This window comes from Aeromonas sp. ASNIH1 (assembly GCF_002934285.1).
Lineage (GTDB): Bacteria > Pseudomonadota > Gammaproteobacteria > Enterobacterales > Aeromonadaceae > Aeromonas > Aeromonas caviae.
The window spans coordinates 2374778-2389895 of sequence record NZ_CP026228.1 but is presented as its reverse complement, the minus strand read 5'-3'; the positions used below and the strand labels follow the sequence as shown (position 1 = coordinate 2389895).

At 62.4% G+C, this 15118-nt stretch carries 8 protein-coding genes; 2 read left to right on the top strand and 6 right to left on the bottom strand.

Annotated features, from left to right (window positions below):
- Positions 1-58: 58 nt before the first annotated feature.
- From C2U37_RS11615 to C2U37_RS11600, 4 genes are all read right to left on the bottom strand, one after another.
- Positions 59-529: a YhcH/YjgK/YiaL family protein gene (locus tag C2U37_RS11615; RefSeq protein ID WP_103858537.1), complete on the bottom strand. Its 471-nt coding sequence runs from the start codon at positions 527-529 to the stop codon at positions 59-61.
- Between the two features lie 309 nt (positions 530-838).
- Positions 839-1945 (bottom strand): 1-acyl-sn-glycerol-3-phosphate acyltransferase, encoded by a 1107-nt coding sequence (locus C2U37_RS11610; protein WP_010675527.1) that lies wholly within the window; start codon positions 1943-1945, stop codon positions 839-841.
- A gap of 174 nt (positions 1946-2119) precedes the next feature.
- Entirely contained in the window at positions 2120-2674 is a 555-nt protein-coding gene (locus C2U37_RS11605; protein WP_042016041.1) for a GNAT family N-acetyltransferase, read from the bottom strand.
- 37 nt (positions 2675-2711) lie between these two features.
- On the bottom strand, positions 2712-3266 hold the full coding sequence (locus tag C2U37_RS11600) for a GNAT family N-acetyltransferase (RefSeq protein WP_104452325.1): 555 nt from the start codon (positions 3264-3266) through the stop codon (positions 2712-2714).
- A 351-nt stretch (positions 3267-3617) separates the two neighbouring features.
- Between C2U37_RS11600 and C2U37_RS11595 the strand changes: the two genes are divergently transcribed.
- Positions 3618-5390, top strand: coding sequence for a M4 family metallopeptidase (locus C2U37_RS11595; RefSeq protein ID WP_104452324.1), 1773 nt, complete (start codon positions 3618-3620; stop codon positions 5388-5390).
- Between the two features lie 57 nt (positions 5391-5447).
- On the opposite strand, the gene C2U37_RS11590 is transcribed toward C2U37_RS11595, so the two are convergent.
- Positions 5448-6347 carry a LysR family transcriptional regulator gene (locus C2U37_RS11590; protein WP_029314793.1) on the bottom strand — a complete coding sequence of 300 codons (900 nt, stop codon included), beginning with the start codon at positions 6345-6347 and terminating at the stop codon, positions 5448-5450.
- A gap of 202 nt (positions 6348-6549) precedes the next feature.
- On the opposite strand from C2U37_RS11590, the gene mdtH reads away from it, so the two are divergent.
- On the top strand, positions 6550-7743 hold the full coding sequence (mdtH, locus tag C2U37_RS11585; protein WP_029314794.1) for a multidrug efflux MFS transporter MdtH: 1194 nt from the start codon (positions 6550-6552) through the stop codon (positions 7741-7743).
- Positions 7744-7910: 167 nt separating this feature from the next.
- On the opposite strand, the gene C2U37_RS11580 is transcribed toward mdtH, so the two are convergent.
- Positions 7911-15110, bottom strand: a complete 7200-nt coding sequence (locus C2U37_RS11580; RefSeq protein WP_104452323.1) for a retention module-containing protein — start codon at positions 15108-15110, stop codon at positions 7911-7913.
- Positions 15111-15118: the final 8 nt, after the last annotated feature.

The window sequence follows — 15118 nt, the reverse complement described above, 5'->3', positions numbered from 1 at the left end:
GATTCGCAACGGGCCTCTGTTGGCCCAATCACTCGGGACTCCAGGCCCCGAATGCCACTCAGGCGCCGGTCAGCAGCGACTGGTGAACCTTGACGACCAGCTTCTTGACCGGACCTGGGGTCGTCAGGGTACAGAGGGGGCGATGCAGTTCTCCCGGCCAGAAGATGGCGAAGTCGCCGGGCTGCAACGCCAGATAACTGGTCTGCTCGTCATCGACGAACCAGAGATCGGGGTGAGGATGATCGGCACCTTCCCGGCTGTAGGCGTGAGGGCCCACGCCGATCCACTCCTCGCCGCGCAGCAGCAGCTGGATGTCCAGATACTGCTCATGAAACTCGCCCCGGCGATCCGCCACCGGCTCTGTCAGATCCTCGCTCACCAGGCAGAACAGCATGAGGTCGTCGACCTCCTGCTTGCCGAGGGGGGCGTGCAGCCAGCGTTCGACGCTTTGCACCACCTCGGCCACGATACGGTTCAGGGGGGCGGGCAAGGGGGTGCGTTGCAAGGTATCCAGACTGCCGGTGATCATGAGGTTCGCATCCTTAGGTATATCTGTGGTCTATCTTTGTGCACCAATGAAAAAGGACCATTGAAGGTCCTTTTATCGTCTCGTCTGCCATCCGTGCAGACGGGGGCGCTGTCGCTTCCAAGCCGATGGCGCCGAGTCACTGTTGCATACTCGTCCGCCCCTGCCAAGAGATACTCGCCCATTCACCCGATGATCGTACCAGTTGAAACAATATTATTCACTACCCAATCTCCCCCGACTTTGACCAGACGCAAAAACGGGAGCATCTGCTCCCGTTTTTTTCCATCACCCGCTCAAAAGCGGTGCCATTCAAACCTTGCCGGCGTTTTCCACCGGCTTGGCGTACATGGCGCGCCAGATGGCCTTGTGCTCTTGTGGCACCTCGGACTGGCGAGTCAGGAAGGCGCTCTGCTCTATGGTGCTGGCCTTGCCGGGCACATCCGCCGCGAGGTAGTTGCCCGGGAAGAGGCGATAGCTGCTCCAGATCGCCTTGTCGATGAGCGCCGCCAGCTCGTCCGGATCGCTGAAGCCCTCGGTGATGGGGGCGCCGAAGGAGACGTGTACCCGCCCCTTCTGGCCGACGATGCCCGCGACGATACTCTCGATGTCCTCGAACTCGCCCTTCTCGTAGCTGCCGTTGACCGACTTCTCGTAGAGCTCGCGCGCCTTGGCCTTGTCGGTGGGATCCAGCTCGTAGCTGATGCTCACCGGCACGATGTTGAGGCTGCGCATGTAGTCGACGAACTCGATCTTCTGTTTCTTGCCGTCCACGTAGAACATCTTGAGGATGGCCGGATCCGTCTTGTCATCCCCGTCCTTGGCGCGCCCCTCCTTCTGGGCGATCCAGATGGAGTGCCCCTCATGCACCGACTGGCCGATGTAGGCCGACAGCTCGCCGAGGGCCTTCATCATCTCCCGCGGCCCCTTGGCGGAGCGCTTGACGATGAAGCTCTTGTTGAGCTTCATCAGCTCGGTGGCGCAGGGCTTGCGCAGCAGGTTGTCGCCGATGGCGATGCGCACGGTATCGAAACCATGGGTGTGCAGCCCCCAGTTGACGAACGCCGGATCCATGGCGATGTCCCTGTGGTTGGAGACGAACAGGTAGCCCTGCTCCTTCTTGAGGTGTTCGAGCCCGGAGAAGCTCACTCCCTGGGTGGAGGTGGCGATCATCCGGGTCATGTAGCGGGTCACCCCCATCTGTACCTGATGGATGGTGCTGACCTTGGCCCACTTGTGGCGCAGGAACTGGCGGATCAGCGGGCGAATGGCCCAGCCCAGCCAGCTCATCAGGGAACCGAAGCGGTATTTGGCGATGGCGCCGATAAACTCGTCATCCTGGATCAGCCGCTCGATGGCAGCCGGCACTTCTTCATCGCGATAGGGGCGAATGTCCGCGAATCTATCTACTTCTGTCACAATGTCTGCCTTGCATGTATGGAGTCGCGGCCTGCGTCTGCCGGCCGGGAAAATTCAGGGCGCAATTTTACACGCTTTTATCCCCAGGGGTATGAGAGGTGTACAGATAGTGCGATCTTGCAGTGAAAAAGCGATGGCGGTCACCCGCCAGCCCCCCTTTCGACAACGGCTCTGCTAGCCAGCGGGATTGATGAGCGCGGTGAGGACGTGGTCCTCCCAGCGGCCGTTGATCATCAGATAGTCCCGAGCGTACCCCTCCTGCTCGAACCCCAGCCGTTCGAGGAGCGCGCCGCTTCGCAGGTTCGCGGGCATGTAGCTGGCCATGATGCGATGCAGGCCCCGCTCCCGGAACAGGTGATCGATGCCGGCGGCCACCACCTCCTGCATCAGGCCCTGCCCCTCGTGCTCCTTGTCGATGGCATAGCCCAGGTGGCACGCCTTGAACATGCCCATCACAATGTTCGTGAAATTGCAGGTGGCGAGCACCCGCTCCCCCCTGGGATCGAGCGCCACCAATTGCACGGCACTGCCCTCGAAATAGTGGCCGTAACCGTCGCGCAAGCGGGTCTGCCAGTGAGCGAGGGTGTAGAAGCTCTCCTCCCGCCTGGGCTCCCAGGGGGAGAGGTGGGCGCGATTGCGCAGATAGAAATCCACCATCAGGCAGGCCCGCTCCGGGGTCAGCACGGTCAGCCGGGTACGGGGGGTGACAATGTGGGGCAGCGTCGTCATCTCGCCCTCAGGAGATTGGAAGCGGACAGAAGGGTCATCAGAGATCCCTCAGCCTCAGCCACTCGTCCCGCAGCAGGCCGTAGTGCACGTGATCCACCACCCTGCCCGCCAGCCGCTCCGCCCGCCGGGTCATCCCCTCCTGGGTCATTCCCAGCCGCTCGCACACGGCTCGGCTCGCCTCGTTCTCGAGGGCGGCGCTGACCTCCACCTTCTCCACCCCCATCTCCTCGAAGGCGTGATGGATCAGGGCCTGGCAGGCCCGGGTGATGATGCCGTGTCCCTGCCAGCGCTCCGCCAGCCAGTAGCCGATGGTCACCTTGCCGAGATCCTGATCGATCTGGTTGTAACCGATGACGCCGACCACCTCCCCCTGATACTCGATGGCCGTGGTCAGCCCCTCCCCCCGGGCAAACTTCTCGATGGCGTGGCGAATGAAGGTGGCGCTGTCGGCGGGCTGCTGAATGTGGGGCACCCAGGGCAGCCACTGGGAGAGGTAATCGCGGTTGCGCTGGCAGAGGCGAAACAGCTCGCTGGCCATGTCGGGTTGCAGGAATAGGAGCGCCAGCTCGTCATCCAGTTGCCATGAAAACATCGCCACTCCTCCCCGGTTTCGCTCCGGCCATCTGCCGTCATGGGAGCCAATGTAGTCAATCAATCCCTTGTTTGCCAAGGACTTTTCAACTGGCTTCCCCGCTGGCAACCCCCATATGGCGATCCCCATGCGGGCACCTTGATCCCAAGGTCATCAATCACCCCTCGCAGCGGTTCAACATGCTGCCATTACCAGTATTTGTGGATGATTGACGCTGTAAAAGTGAATCGTGCTACCTGTTTTCGCTGCCCTGTGACAAATGACAGGCCGTTATTTTCCCCCTTCCCACTAGTGTAAGAGCGCCGGGCAACGGACCCGGCGTGTAATCTTCATCGACTAAGGAAAGACGAGATGAACAAAGTCTATTTGGCCGTCATGCTGGCCTGCTGGGGAAGCGCCGCCATGGCGGCAGAACAGGTGGAAGTGAACCAGGTCTCCGACCTGACCGGTGCGGTGAGCGGCGCCGCCAAGATTGGCGCCCTTGGCGCCGGGGATGGCGAGTTTCGCAAGGTGCGGGCGGTGACGCTGCCCAATGGCCAGCAGCGGATACGCTATGAGCAGACCTGGCAGGGGATTCCGGTGTGGGGCCAGGTTCTGGTGGCCGATCAGGCGCTGGGGGGCCAGGTCAATCAGGTGTCCGGCACCATGCTGCGCAAGATCGATGCCGACCTGACGGGCCCGGCCGTTGCCCTCTCCGCCAGCGACGCCGCACGCCAGGCTCGCAGCGGTGCCAAGGGGAGCAACGAACAGGTCAAGCTGTTCGTGATGCAGGATGAGACCGGCCAGGCCAGACTGGTCTATCTGGTCTCCTGGCTCGCCGCCAGCAAGGAACCGAGCCGCCCCTTCGTGATGATCGACGCCCAGACCGGCAGCGAGCTCAAACGCTGGGAGGGGATCAACCACAAGGACGCCACCGGCCCGGGGGGCAACGTCAAGACCGGCAAGTATTTCTACGGCGCCGACTTTGGCCCCCTGCAGGTGGATGACAACTGCCGCATGACGGGGACCAACGTGGACACCCTCAACATGAATCACGGCACCACGGGGGGCGCCATCCACCAGTTCACCTGCCCGGAGAACACGGTCAAGGAGATCAACGGTGCTTACTCTCCTCTCAACGATGCCCACTACTTCGGCAACGTGGTGTTCGACATGTACCGCAACTGGTACAACACGGCACCGCTGAGCTTCAAGCTCAAGATGCGGGTGCACTACAGCCGCAACTACGAGAACGCCTTCTGGGACGGCAGCCAGATGACCTTCGGCGACGGGGCCACCACCTTCTATCCACTGGTGAGCCTGGATGTGGCGGCCCACGAGGTGAGCCATGGCTTCACCGAGCAGAACTCAGGGCTGGTCTACTCCGGTCAGTCCGGCGGCATCAACGAGGCCTTCTCCGACATGGCGGGGGAAGCGGCCGAATACTACATGAAGGGCAGCAACGACTGGCTGGTGGGGGCCCAGATCTTCAAGGGCAACGGCTCCTTGCGCTACTTCGAGGACCCGGCCCGGGACGGCAAGTCCATCGGCCATGCCAGCGATTACTATGACGGCATCGACGTGCACCACAGTTCCGGGGTCTACAACCGCGCCTTCTACCTGCTGGCCAACACCAGCGGCTGGCAAACCCGCAAGGCGTTCGAGGTGTTCGTGCTGGCCAACCGCCTCTACTGGGGCCCCAACACCACCTTCGATCAGGGGGCGTGCGGGGTGACCAGGGCCGCCACGGATCTCGGTTACAGCGTGAGCGACGTGGCAGCCGCCTTCACCGCCGTCGGGGTCAATGCCACCTGCGGCGGCACCACGCCCCAACCGGGCAGCGTGCTGCAAAACGGGGTACCGGTGAGCAATCTCACCGCCGCCAAGGGGGGCAAGCTGAACTTCACCGTCGAGGTGCCCGCCGGCAGAAGCCAGCTGGTGGTGACCAGCAGCGGCGGCAGCGGGGATGCGGATCTCTACGTGAAGTTCGGCAGCGCGCCGACCGCCAGCAGCTATGACTGCCGCCCCTACAAGAGCGGCAATGCCGAAACCTGTACCCTGAACGCCCCCAAGGCGGGGACCTGGCACGTGCAGTTGAGCGGGTTCAGCGCCTTCTCCGGCGTCACCCTCAAGGCCAGCTACTGAGTCTGAGCGGGCATCAAGGGGAATAAGCAAAGAGCGCCGGCCTGGTCCGGCGCTTTTTTATGTCCGCTTGCCCGACCAGCGCCGGGCAAGGGTACGGGCCGCCTCCAGCACCCGCTCCTTGGCGGGATTGGGGCGCTTGCCGCTGCGCCAGGCCATCATCACGTCCCAGTGATCCGGTGGCAGATCCACCACGTCCAGCTTCACCAGGCGACCGAACTCCAGATCCCGGGTGATGGCGAGCGCCGGCATCAGGGTGATGAAGCCGTGCTCCAGCGCCAGCTCCCGTGCCGCACTCGCTGGCTGGATGGCGTGCAGCGGGCTCGCCACCTGGCGCAGCAGACGCAACTGCAGGATCAGCTCGTCGCAGCCCGTCCCCCACTGCTGGGGCGCCAGCCGCTCGTTGGCAATGTCCTGCAGGGTCAGCCCCTGCCGCCCGGCCAGCGGGTGGGTGGCGCAGGCCACGGCGATGATCGGGGAACGGTAAAGCAGTTCGAGCTGGATGCCCGCGATGGCAGGGCACTTGAGAATGAAGCCCACGTCGGTCTCGCCGGTCAGCAACTCCTGCATGATGATGCCAGAGTGATCCGTGTTGCAGCGGATCTCGAAGGTCTCGTCCACCAGGGCCAGCAGCAGGGGGCCGAACACCGCCGTGGTCAGAGAGGGGAGGCAGGAAAGCCGGATCCGCGGCAATGCAGGCGCCCCCTGCATCGCCAGCCGCCCCCCTTCCAGTGCGCTCAGAGCCGCGGTCGCGGCAGGCAGAAACTGCTCGCAGGCCGGGGTCGGGGTGGCCCCCCGACGATGGCGACGGAACAGGGACTGGCCCAGCTCCTGCTCCAGCACGGCAATGCGCTGGCTCACCATGGGTTGTGACCAGCCGCGAATGGCGGCCACCTTGCTGAAGCTGCCACGGTTGGCCACATCCAGCAGCAGTTGCAAATCGTCGAGGGTCATAGCCATAACCAAATCCAATATGAAATATAGCCAGTTGTCGGCTACCACTATATCTGGAGCCCCACCAGAATAGCAGCATCAATCGTCATGAACCGGCTGAACGCCACCGCGCCAGGGAGTTGTCATCCCCCTTGGCTCTGTTTGGTGACGGCGCCGTTCGGGCAAGAAAGACAACAATATCAGCGAAGCAAACAGAGGTATCAGGGTCATGGTGGATCGGGCGAGGCGGTTGGGGCGGTGGTTCTTGGCATTGGATTCCCTGCTGGTGATCCTGGGCTTCTTCGTGGTGATGCCCATGATCAGCCTGCGCTTCGTCGACCAACTGGGCTGGGCCGCCGGTGTGGTCGGACTGGCACTGGGGCTGCGTCAGCTTACCCAGCAAGGGCTGGGGGTCTTTGGCGGCTCCCTCGCCGACAAGTTCGGGGCGCGCCCCCTCATCGTCTGCGGCATGCTGCTGCGGGCGCTGGGGTTTGCCAGCCTGGCCTATGCCCAGAGCGGATTGGAGCTGATCCTCTCCTGCATCATCTCGGGGCTGGGTGGCTGCCTGTTCGATCCCCCCCGCGCCGCCCTGGTGATCAAGTTCACCCGGCCACGGGAGCGGGGTCGCTACATCTCCCTGCTGATGATGCTGGAGAGCGCCGGCGCCGTGGTGGGAGCCCTGCTCGGCAGTTGGCTGCTCAACTTCGATTTTGAATATGTCTGCCTGCTGGGTGCCGGCCTGTTCGTCTGCGCCGCCCTGTGCAACCTGCTGATCCTGCCCCCCTACAAGCTTTCGGTGCGTCCGACGCCGATCCGGGACGGCCTCGGCCAGGTGCTGGCGGACAAGGCCTTCTGCCGACTGGTGCTGATCTTAAGCGGCTACTACGCGCTCTGGGTGCAGGTCATGCTGATCTTCCCCATTCTCGTCAAACAGATGGCAGGCAGCACCACGGCGGTGGGCTGGATGTACACCCTGGAGACGGCCATCTCCCTGGCCCTGCTCTACCCCCTTGCCCGGTTCGGCGAGCGCCACTTCAAGCTGGAGAACCGCCTGATGGCGGGGGTGCTGCTGATGACCACGGGGATCGGGCTGGTGGCCTTTGCCACCACCTTGCCCGCCGTCTTCCTGCTGCTCGCCTGCTTCTATCTCGGCATCGTCATCGCCGAGCCGGCGCGGGAAACCCTGATGACCAAGCTGGCACAACCGGGGGCGCGGGGCAGCTACATGGGCTTCAGCCGACTGGGGTTGGCGCTCGGGGGCATGACGGGTTACGTGGGGGGCGGTGCCCTGCACGACTACGCCATGGCCCAGGGGCAACCCTGGTTGCCCTGGCTGGTGCTCGGCACCGTCGGTGTCACCACCTTGCTGCTGCTGGCCAACTGCTTCCAGCGCGGCTCCCGTCTGGCAGGGGTCAACGCCTGATCCTCTGGCAATCATCCCGTCTACCCCGGGCGCCCTTCTCTTGAAGGGCGCCCTTTTTTATCTTCTTCTTGCATTGCCCTCCCCCTCGTCTGCGCCCATCCACCCAAAAATCCCCCATAAAAAAAGCGGCAGATTGCTCTGCCGCTTTTGCCCAGCCCGCTTGGCTGTTACTTGTTGATATCCAACATGTTGTTTTGCAACATGAAATCGATCACCTGGTTGGCAGTCGTCCCTGAACCGCCCGTCAGGGTGTCGAAGGTGTGGTTCATCAGCACTATCTCCTGAGTCACCGGCGCCGCACTGCTCTCCTTGACTTGCAGATGCACCCCTTCGCTGTCCTGGAACACCGAGAGCAGGCTCTTCAGGGAGCTCTCGCTCTTGCTGCCATCGCTGTCTAGCAAGTCGCTCAGATCCAGCTTGTCCCCTTCCGACTTGCTGAAATCGACGATGTAGTCCTTGGCCACCTTGCCAGCCTCGGTATCCCCCTTCAGCCAGGTGAAGGTATCAGCACCTGCATCCCCCATGAGGATGTCGTTTCCGCCCCCCCCGATCAGGATGTCGTTGCCCAGCCCGCCGCTCAATATGTCGTTGCCGGTACCGCCATAGAGGGTGTCGTTGCCACTGCCACCATAGAGGCGATCGTTGCCGCTCTCCCCATAGAGGGTGTCGTTGCCGCTACCACCGAACAGGGTGTCGTTGCCGGCACCGCCGTACAGGAAGTCATCCCCCCCCTGACCGAACAGGATGTCATTGCCATCACCGCCGAGGAGGGTGTCACCCTTGTCATTGGCCGACGACTGATCGAACTCGCTGGCATGATCCGTGATGTAGGCGTGCACCTGGGCATCGGTCACCGACCCAGCCCCCAGCTTGCCGCTCACATACTGCTTGATGGCCGCATACCCTTCCCCGCTGATGCCGGTGAAGCGTACCGCGTCGCCAAACAGGATGTCGTCGCCCGCACCGCCATCGATCCGGTCACTGCCCGGCTTGTTGTTGATGGAGGTTCCCAGAATGGCATTGGCCAGATCGGAGGCTGATACGTTGAACTGCACCACCTGATCGCTATCGAACTGCTTCAGGGTATCGATGGAGACCTTGCTACCGATGCCGATGGCCTGCAGCACTACATTGTTTGCCTCCAGCAGCGGCAGCACGCTCAATGCGTTGTTTCTGGCTGTGTCATTGGTATACCCAGAAATGTAAGCATCTGAGATTTCGAAGCTTCCGTCTCCCTGGGGTTTAAGGGTTCCAATGATGCTATATTCCCATTTCTTTCCATTCTGTGACCACTGTCTGACATCGCCGTTGGCATCCACTATCACCCTCTGATCGCCCCCGATATTGGCGTAGAAGGCCTTGCCCGGTACGTAGTTGTTGACGTTGACAAAGGTATCCAGCCTTTGCACAGTCTTGGTGTTCACCACCGGATTGGTATTTTCGTTGTAGAAGAAGGAGTTGGGTGCCCCATCGGTGATGAAATAGGCCAGATTCTTCGCATTGGTGTTGTTCTTGGCTATGTCACTGTTGAACCAGTTCGAGGTCGCCTTGAGCGGGTCCTCATAGTTGGTATATCCCTCATAGCCATTCATCTGACTAATAACATCCTCCAACAACCCCGAAGCATTGGGATCTTTCAGATCCACGCTGACGGAACGCTTGACCTGGGTATCAAAATCGACCAGGAAGACGTTGACCTTGCCCGCAGCCTCCTTGCCCGCGCTCGCCTGAAGATCTTCGAACACCTGAATCAGCTGATTTCTAATCGTCGCCATATCGTCACCAATACTGCTCGATGTGTCGACCATAAAGGCAAGGTTATAGTTCTGGCCTGGCAGCACCACGCTACCGTCCAGATCCCCCACCACGATATTGTGTTCACTGCCATAGGTCCGGTTCTGATCGCCAGGTTCACCTTCGGTGGACTGGAAGTAGCTCAGACGGATGCTGTCACTGTCGGTCGCGGTACTGGTTTGATCGGTACCCACCTCCTTGGCGATGGCCTCGACCTTGAGATCCACCAGACCGGCGCTGCTGCCCGGCACTCGCAGCGTCAGTCCGCTCAACTTCACATCCAGCGCGCTCGCACTCCACAGACCGCTGTTGACGGTGAGGGTAAGCTTGCCATCAACCCCGACGGTGCCCAGCAACTGGCTGCCCTTGTAGAGCTCGGAGCCTTTGGGCATCCCGCTTAGTACCAGGCTGTCGAGCACTTCGCTGCCATCCCGATCGCTCAGGGAGGCGCTCACCTCCAGCGGGTAGTCGACCACCACCGGCTGCACCAGGGTCAGCACGCCCGTATCCTGATTGATCTGGTAGACACCGTCGGCGAACTGGACATACTCCACGTCGTGCAGCGCCTTGGTGATGCCGACCCCCTTCTCCGTGACGGAGAAGTTGAACCAGCGATCATTGATCGAGTATCCGCTGCCCTTCGTGATGGCGTAGTCGGCACGGTTGCCGGACAGTACAGCGATATCTTTATCACCAGCACCGCCATAGAGAGTATCGCCACCCAACCCAGCGACCAGAATGTCGTTTCCAACGCCGCCGTCGAGGGTATCGCCCGACACTGAGTTGCCACCGACCAGCACGTCATTGCCGTTGCCACCGACGAAGTGGTCTCCGCCCCCCTTCTGGCTCACGATGTAGTCGTTGCCATCACCACCCACCACGGTTTCCTTACTAGAAGTGCTATCGGTCAGAGTGTTGGTGATCCCGAGGGCCCCCTTGTCGAAGTTGCCGGACTGGAACTGGCCCGTGGTGATCCCCGCGCTCGGGAAACTCTGGCTGTAAGACGGCATGCCATTCCCCATCAGGGTGACGTTGACCGTGGGCTTGTCGGCCACCGCCGCCACGTCGATCACAAGCTTGCTGCCGTTGCTGAGGTTGGCACCGTCGCTTATCTGATAGCCGATGCTGGCATAGTCGCCCTTCATGTTGCCGACCACGGCGCCGTTGCCGTTGGCGGCATGGGTGCTCGATTCGTTCAGACCGGGCACGAAGCGCAGATGGCCTGCGTTCACCTCGGCATAGGAGATGAGGGCTCCGGTTTGCACCGCAACCCACTGCCCAGCCGCATTGAGGTATTCGAGGGTACCGTTCAGCGGCAGGGTGTTGATCTGCACCCCGAGATCGGTCGCGTCCTGATCGTCGCTGGCACCGAACTGGGCCCAGGTCAGGACCTGGGGCTGATCTTCGGCACCGGCGCTGTGGCCGCCAGCCGCCGTCGGCGCCCGATCGTTGTCCACTATGGTACCGGTCCCGCTCTGACCACCGATGGTCACCGAGAGGGTCTCGTTCGTCTCGACCAGACGATCGTTCACCGTCGGGATGGTCACCGTGAAGTCTGTCACGCCCGCCGGTACCGTGATCTTGCCGGTGGTGCTGTTGTAGGTCACGCCGTTGCTGAACTGGGCATTGCCCCAATCCTGGTTGGAGGCGGGGTTGTTGCCCGATCCGCGAATGGCGAAATCGTATTCGGTCGCTTCCTGGGTCGCATCGGACAAGGTGACCTTGTGCAACAGGTTGCCCCCTTCAGTCACGCTCTCGCTGGAGACACCCTGAACCAGCGGCGTGAAGAGAGGCTTGGTGGCGAAGGAGCCAATGCTGGCGTCACCGTCACCATCCACCACCCGGATCTGGAAGTCGATGTCACCATCACCCAGGGGTTTGGACATGCGCTGGTACTGGAAGAACTCCCACTTGCCGGTGGCTGGCGTGAACTCCAGCTTGAAGACGAGGTTGCCGCCCGCATCCTTCCCGAGCAGGGTATTGGCCCCGCTGGCGGTGATGGCGATGGCTGAGCCGGAAGCCGTCCGCAGACCATTCTCGAAGGTCGCCGGGTCCAGTACCAACCCGATGGAGCCCTTGCCGTCCGCCCCCCACTGCGGGGTCACGGTGCCGGAACCATAGGCGATGGCCTGCGCCGTGTTGGCACCGAGGAACTCGATGCTCTGTACAGTGAAGTCGCTGTTGTCGGAGGTATTGGTGTTGCCGTTGTTGGTCGCCTTGATCACCATGGTATCGAAGCCACCCTGCTGCACCTGGAAGTTCTGGTTGAACTCCCCACCCGATGCGTTGGAGTTGAATACCAGAGTGCTGATCAGCACACCACCGCGATAGAACTCCACGACCCCGCTCTCCAGCTCGCCGCCAAACATCTTGCTGAACTTGATGTTGGCGCCGTAGGCAACCTTGCCCGCATCCAGCCTGACGATCAGCTGCTCGGAGGCGGACGATCCGTCGGCAAAGTGACGGAAGTCAATCTCGTTGGCAAGGTTGTGATAAGGCGCAGCACCGCTGGCCACCCCCAGCCCCGAGCTGGAGCCGTTGACCTCCGCCGTTACCAGTGAGGAATCGGTTGCCGACTTGAAGCCCAGGGCGCTGATGGTAAAGCCCGCCATGTTCAGTGTGCTCTGGTTGCCACTGTACTTGGTCAGGTCGAAGAGCCCGGTCAGCACATTCGGAATATCGGTCTTCACCACGGAAACGGCATCGCTGTTGCCAGCAATGGGGGAGTCGTCCTCGACGCTGACATCCAGCTTGCCCTTGGTGACACCGCTGCCATCGGAGACTTCCACGTCCAGCTGGAACGACAACTTGTCTTCCGAGGTCGTATCCCCGTGGTCGAGGGGGCCCTTTAGGGTCACGTCATAGGTCCACTCTCCCTTGCCGCTGGCATTGGGTGCCGTCAGCTTGACTTCGACCACCGCCTTGTAATCGGCGCCGCCAATCGCCCCCGTATAGCCGACCAGCGTCTTGCTGCCCGCATCCCAGCTCCATTGGACCTTGGCCCCACCGGACGTCAGCCCGGCCGGTCCGTTCAGGCTGATGGTAAGCGTATCATGGCTGTCAACATCACCGACCGTGATCTTGCCGCTGGCGGCCACTCTGTCGGTGGTATCGCTGCTGCCTGCCGTATCGGTAATGCCGCCCGCAAGCCCTTCTTCGGAGACCACGGCCCCCTTGTCGATACTCAGGGTAGGTGCATCGTCGGTGCCGTTGATGGTGATGGTCACCGTGGTGGTGGTCTTGCCGTCCGCGTTGGTCACCGTGAGGGTGTCGGTCAGCGTCTCGCCCACCTTCAGCCCCTGGATCGCCGCCTGGCCGTTGTCGGCGCTGTACGTCCACTTGCCATCCGCGCCCAGCACCAGCTCGCCATACTTGCCCGTCAGCGTGCCCGCGATGAACTTGTCTTCACCGGCGTCGCCGCCGGTGCCGGCCGCCAGCGTGCCGCTGGCTTGCAGCAGGTTGCCCGGCTGCACATTGCGGTCTTCGGTCACGCTGCCCACATCCGGCGTCAGCGTCGGCACGTCGTCGGTGCCGTTGATGGTGATGGTCACCGTGGTGGTGGTCTTGCCGTCCGCGTTGGTCACCGTGAGGGTGTCGGTCAGCGTCTCGCCCACCTTCAGCCCCTGGATCGCCGCCTGGCCGTTGTCGGCGCTGTACGTCCACTTGCCATCCGCGCCCAGCACCAGCTCGCCATACTTGCCCGTCAGCGTGCCCGCGATGAACTTGTCTTCACCGGCGTCGCCGCCGGTGCCGGCCGCCAGCGTGCCGCTGGCTTGCAGCAGGTTGCCCGGCTGCACATTGCGGTCTTCGGTCACGCTGCCCACATCCGGCGTCAGCGTCGGCACGTCGTCGGTGCCGTTGATGGTGATGGTCACAATGTGCGGCGTGCCATCCATACTCTGCACGGTGAAGGTCTCGACCTTGGTCTCACCTTCGCCCAGGTACTGCACCTTGCTGTTGTCGACGTTGTAAGTCCAGACACCGCCTTCGGTGATGGTCAGGCTGCCCAGTGCACCCGCACTCGGGGTGCCGTTGCCGGCCACAAACTTGGCCTCATCGGCGCCGTCCACGTCGGTCACGCTCAGGGTACCAGTCTCGGTCAGGATCGGGTTGGTTTCGTCTTCCACCACGCCGCCGGTGTCGGTGCCGGTAATGACAGCTGCATCGTTGACAGGCGTAACAGTCCCCGTCACCCCACCTGTGGCGCTGTTCAGGCCATCGGTGATGGTGTATTCAAACGCGATGCTGCCATTGAAATCCGGGGCCGGCGTAAAGATCAGCTGGCCATTGCTCAGGGTGACGGAGCCATTGCTGATCGCTACCGAGCCACCTTCGGCAATGGTCTGGCCGTTGATGGCGGTAATGGTGAGGCGATCACCATCCACATCCGTGTCGTTGCCAAGCACATTGATGGTGACGGTGCCATCCTCCGCTACGGTGAACTGGTCGTCCCCCGGCAGAGGCGCGGCATTCACCACGCTATTGTCGGTCCCCTTGGGCGAGGTGTTTCCCGCAGGGTCGGTCAGGGTGGCATCCACAGTGATGGGGCCGTTGACTGGCAGATCCGTAGTGGGGATGGTCAGGGAGACCTGGGTACGGCCGATGTCGTCAGTCGTCAGAATTCTGCTGGAGTCAGGCACGCCATCACCGTTCCAGTCCACATCGAGACGATCGCCAGCCTTGGCATCGCCCGGCAGCCGGATGATGACATCCATCCCATTTTCGCGCTCGTTGGCGGAGATGACATTGTCCGCGCCGTCCTGGATTTCGACTTGTGGCGCCGAGGGCGCGGTACTGTCCACGCTGCCGTCATCGGTCGCGGTACCGGTGTTGCCGGCCGGATCGGTCACGGAAGCCGTCACCTGATAGCCCCCTTCGGCCAGCGGTGTGGTGACATCCACGCTGAAGCTGCCATCCGGTTGCACCGTCGCGGTCAGGGTCTGCTGATTGCCGTTGGCATCGGTCACCACCAGGGTCACCGTGCTGCCAGCGGGGGCATCCGTGGTGCCGGTCAGGGTCGGCGTCCGATCGTTGGTGTTGTCGGGGGCAGAGACGGTGATGACGGGAGCGGTGAGGTCGACCAGCTCATCTTCGCTGCTTTGCGCATCCACCAGCGGCGCCGCGCCAGCCGGGTTCGCGCTGTCAAAGCCTGCGCTGGAGATGGTTGCATCACCGGTACGATCGATGGTGACGAAACCGCCATTGCCGCTGGCACCAGCCACGCCCCCCGCATTGCCTGCGGCCGGGGCTCCGCCCGCCGCCGACGCTTCGAATGCCTTGGTGGGGTCGGTTCCGTCCAGAATCGCTTGCTGCAAGGCGGCGATGTCATCGGGTGTACCCGCGTTCGCCAGCACGGCGTCACCCTGTTCGGGGCGCTCGCCGGAACCCAGGGTGAACGTGGTCTCCCCTCCCTGGAAGCTGGCCCCTTCGGGCGCAAGCAATACCGCATCCTTGGGCAGTACATCGCCTTCTGCAACGAGTCTCTGGCTCCCGTCGGCGGCGACCAGATACATTTTGCCTTGCAAGTGGGTAACGACGACATCCTGATCCAATACGATGCGCTGATTGCTCATGGTTTCTC

What these genes read in the sequence shown, in the direction of transcription:
- C2U37_RS11615 (WP_103858537.1), bottom strand. Translation starts at nt 529, where the DNA reads ATGATCACCGGCAGTCTGGATACCTTGCAACGCACCCCCTTGCCCGCC.
- C2U37_RS11605 (WP_042016041.1), bottom strand. Translation starts at nt 2,674, where the DNA reads ATGACGACGCTGCCCCACATTGTCACCCCCCGTACCCGGCTGACCGTG.
- C2U37_RS11600 (WP_104452325.1), bottom strand. Translation starts at nt 3,266, where the DNA reads ATGTTTTCATGGCAACTGGATGACGAGCTGGCGCTCCTATTCCTGCAA.
- C2U37_RS11595 (WP_104452324.1), top strand. Translation starts at nt 3,618, where the DNA reads ATGAACAAAGTCTATTTGGCCGTCATGCTGGCCTGCTGGGGAAGCGCC.
- C2U37_RS11590 (WP_029314793.1), bottom strand. Translation starts at nt 6,347, where the DNA reads ATGGCTATGACCCTCGACGATTTGCAACTGCTGCTGGATGTGGCCAAC.
- mdtH (WP_029314794.1), top strand. Translation starts at nt 6,550, where the DNA reads ATGGTGGATCGGGCGAGGCGGTTGGGGCGGTGGTTCTTGGCATTGGAT.
- C2U37_RS11580 (WP_104452323.1), bottom strand. Translation starts at nt 15,110, where the DNA reads ATGAGCAATCAGCGCATCGTATTGGATCAGGATGTCGTCGTTACCCAC.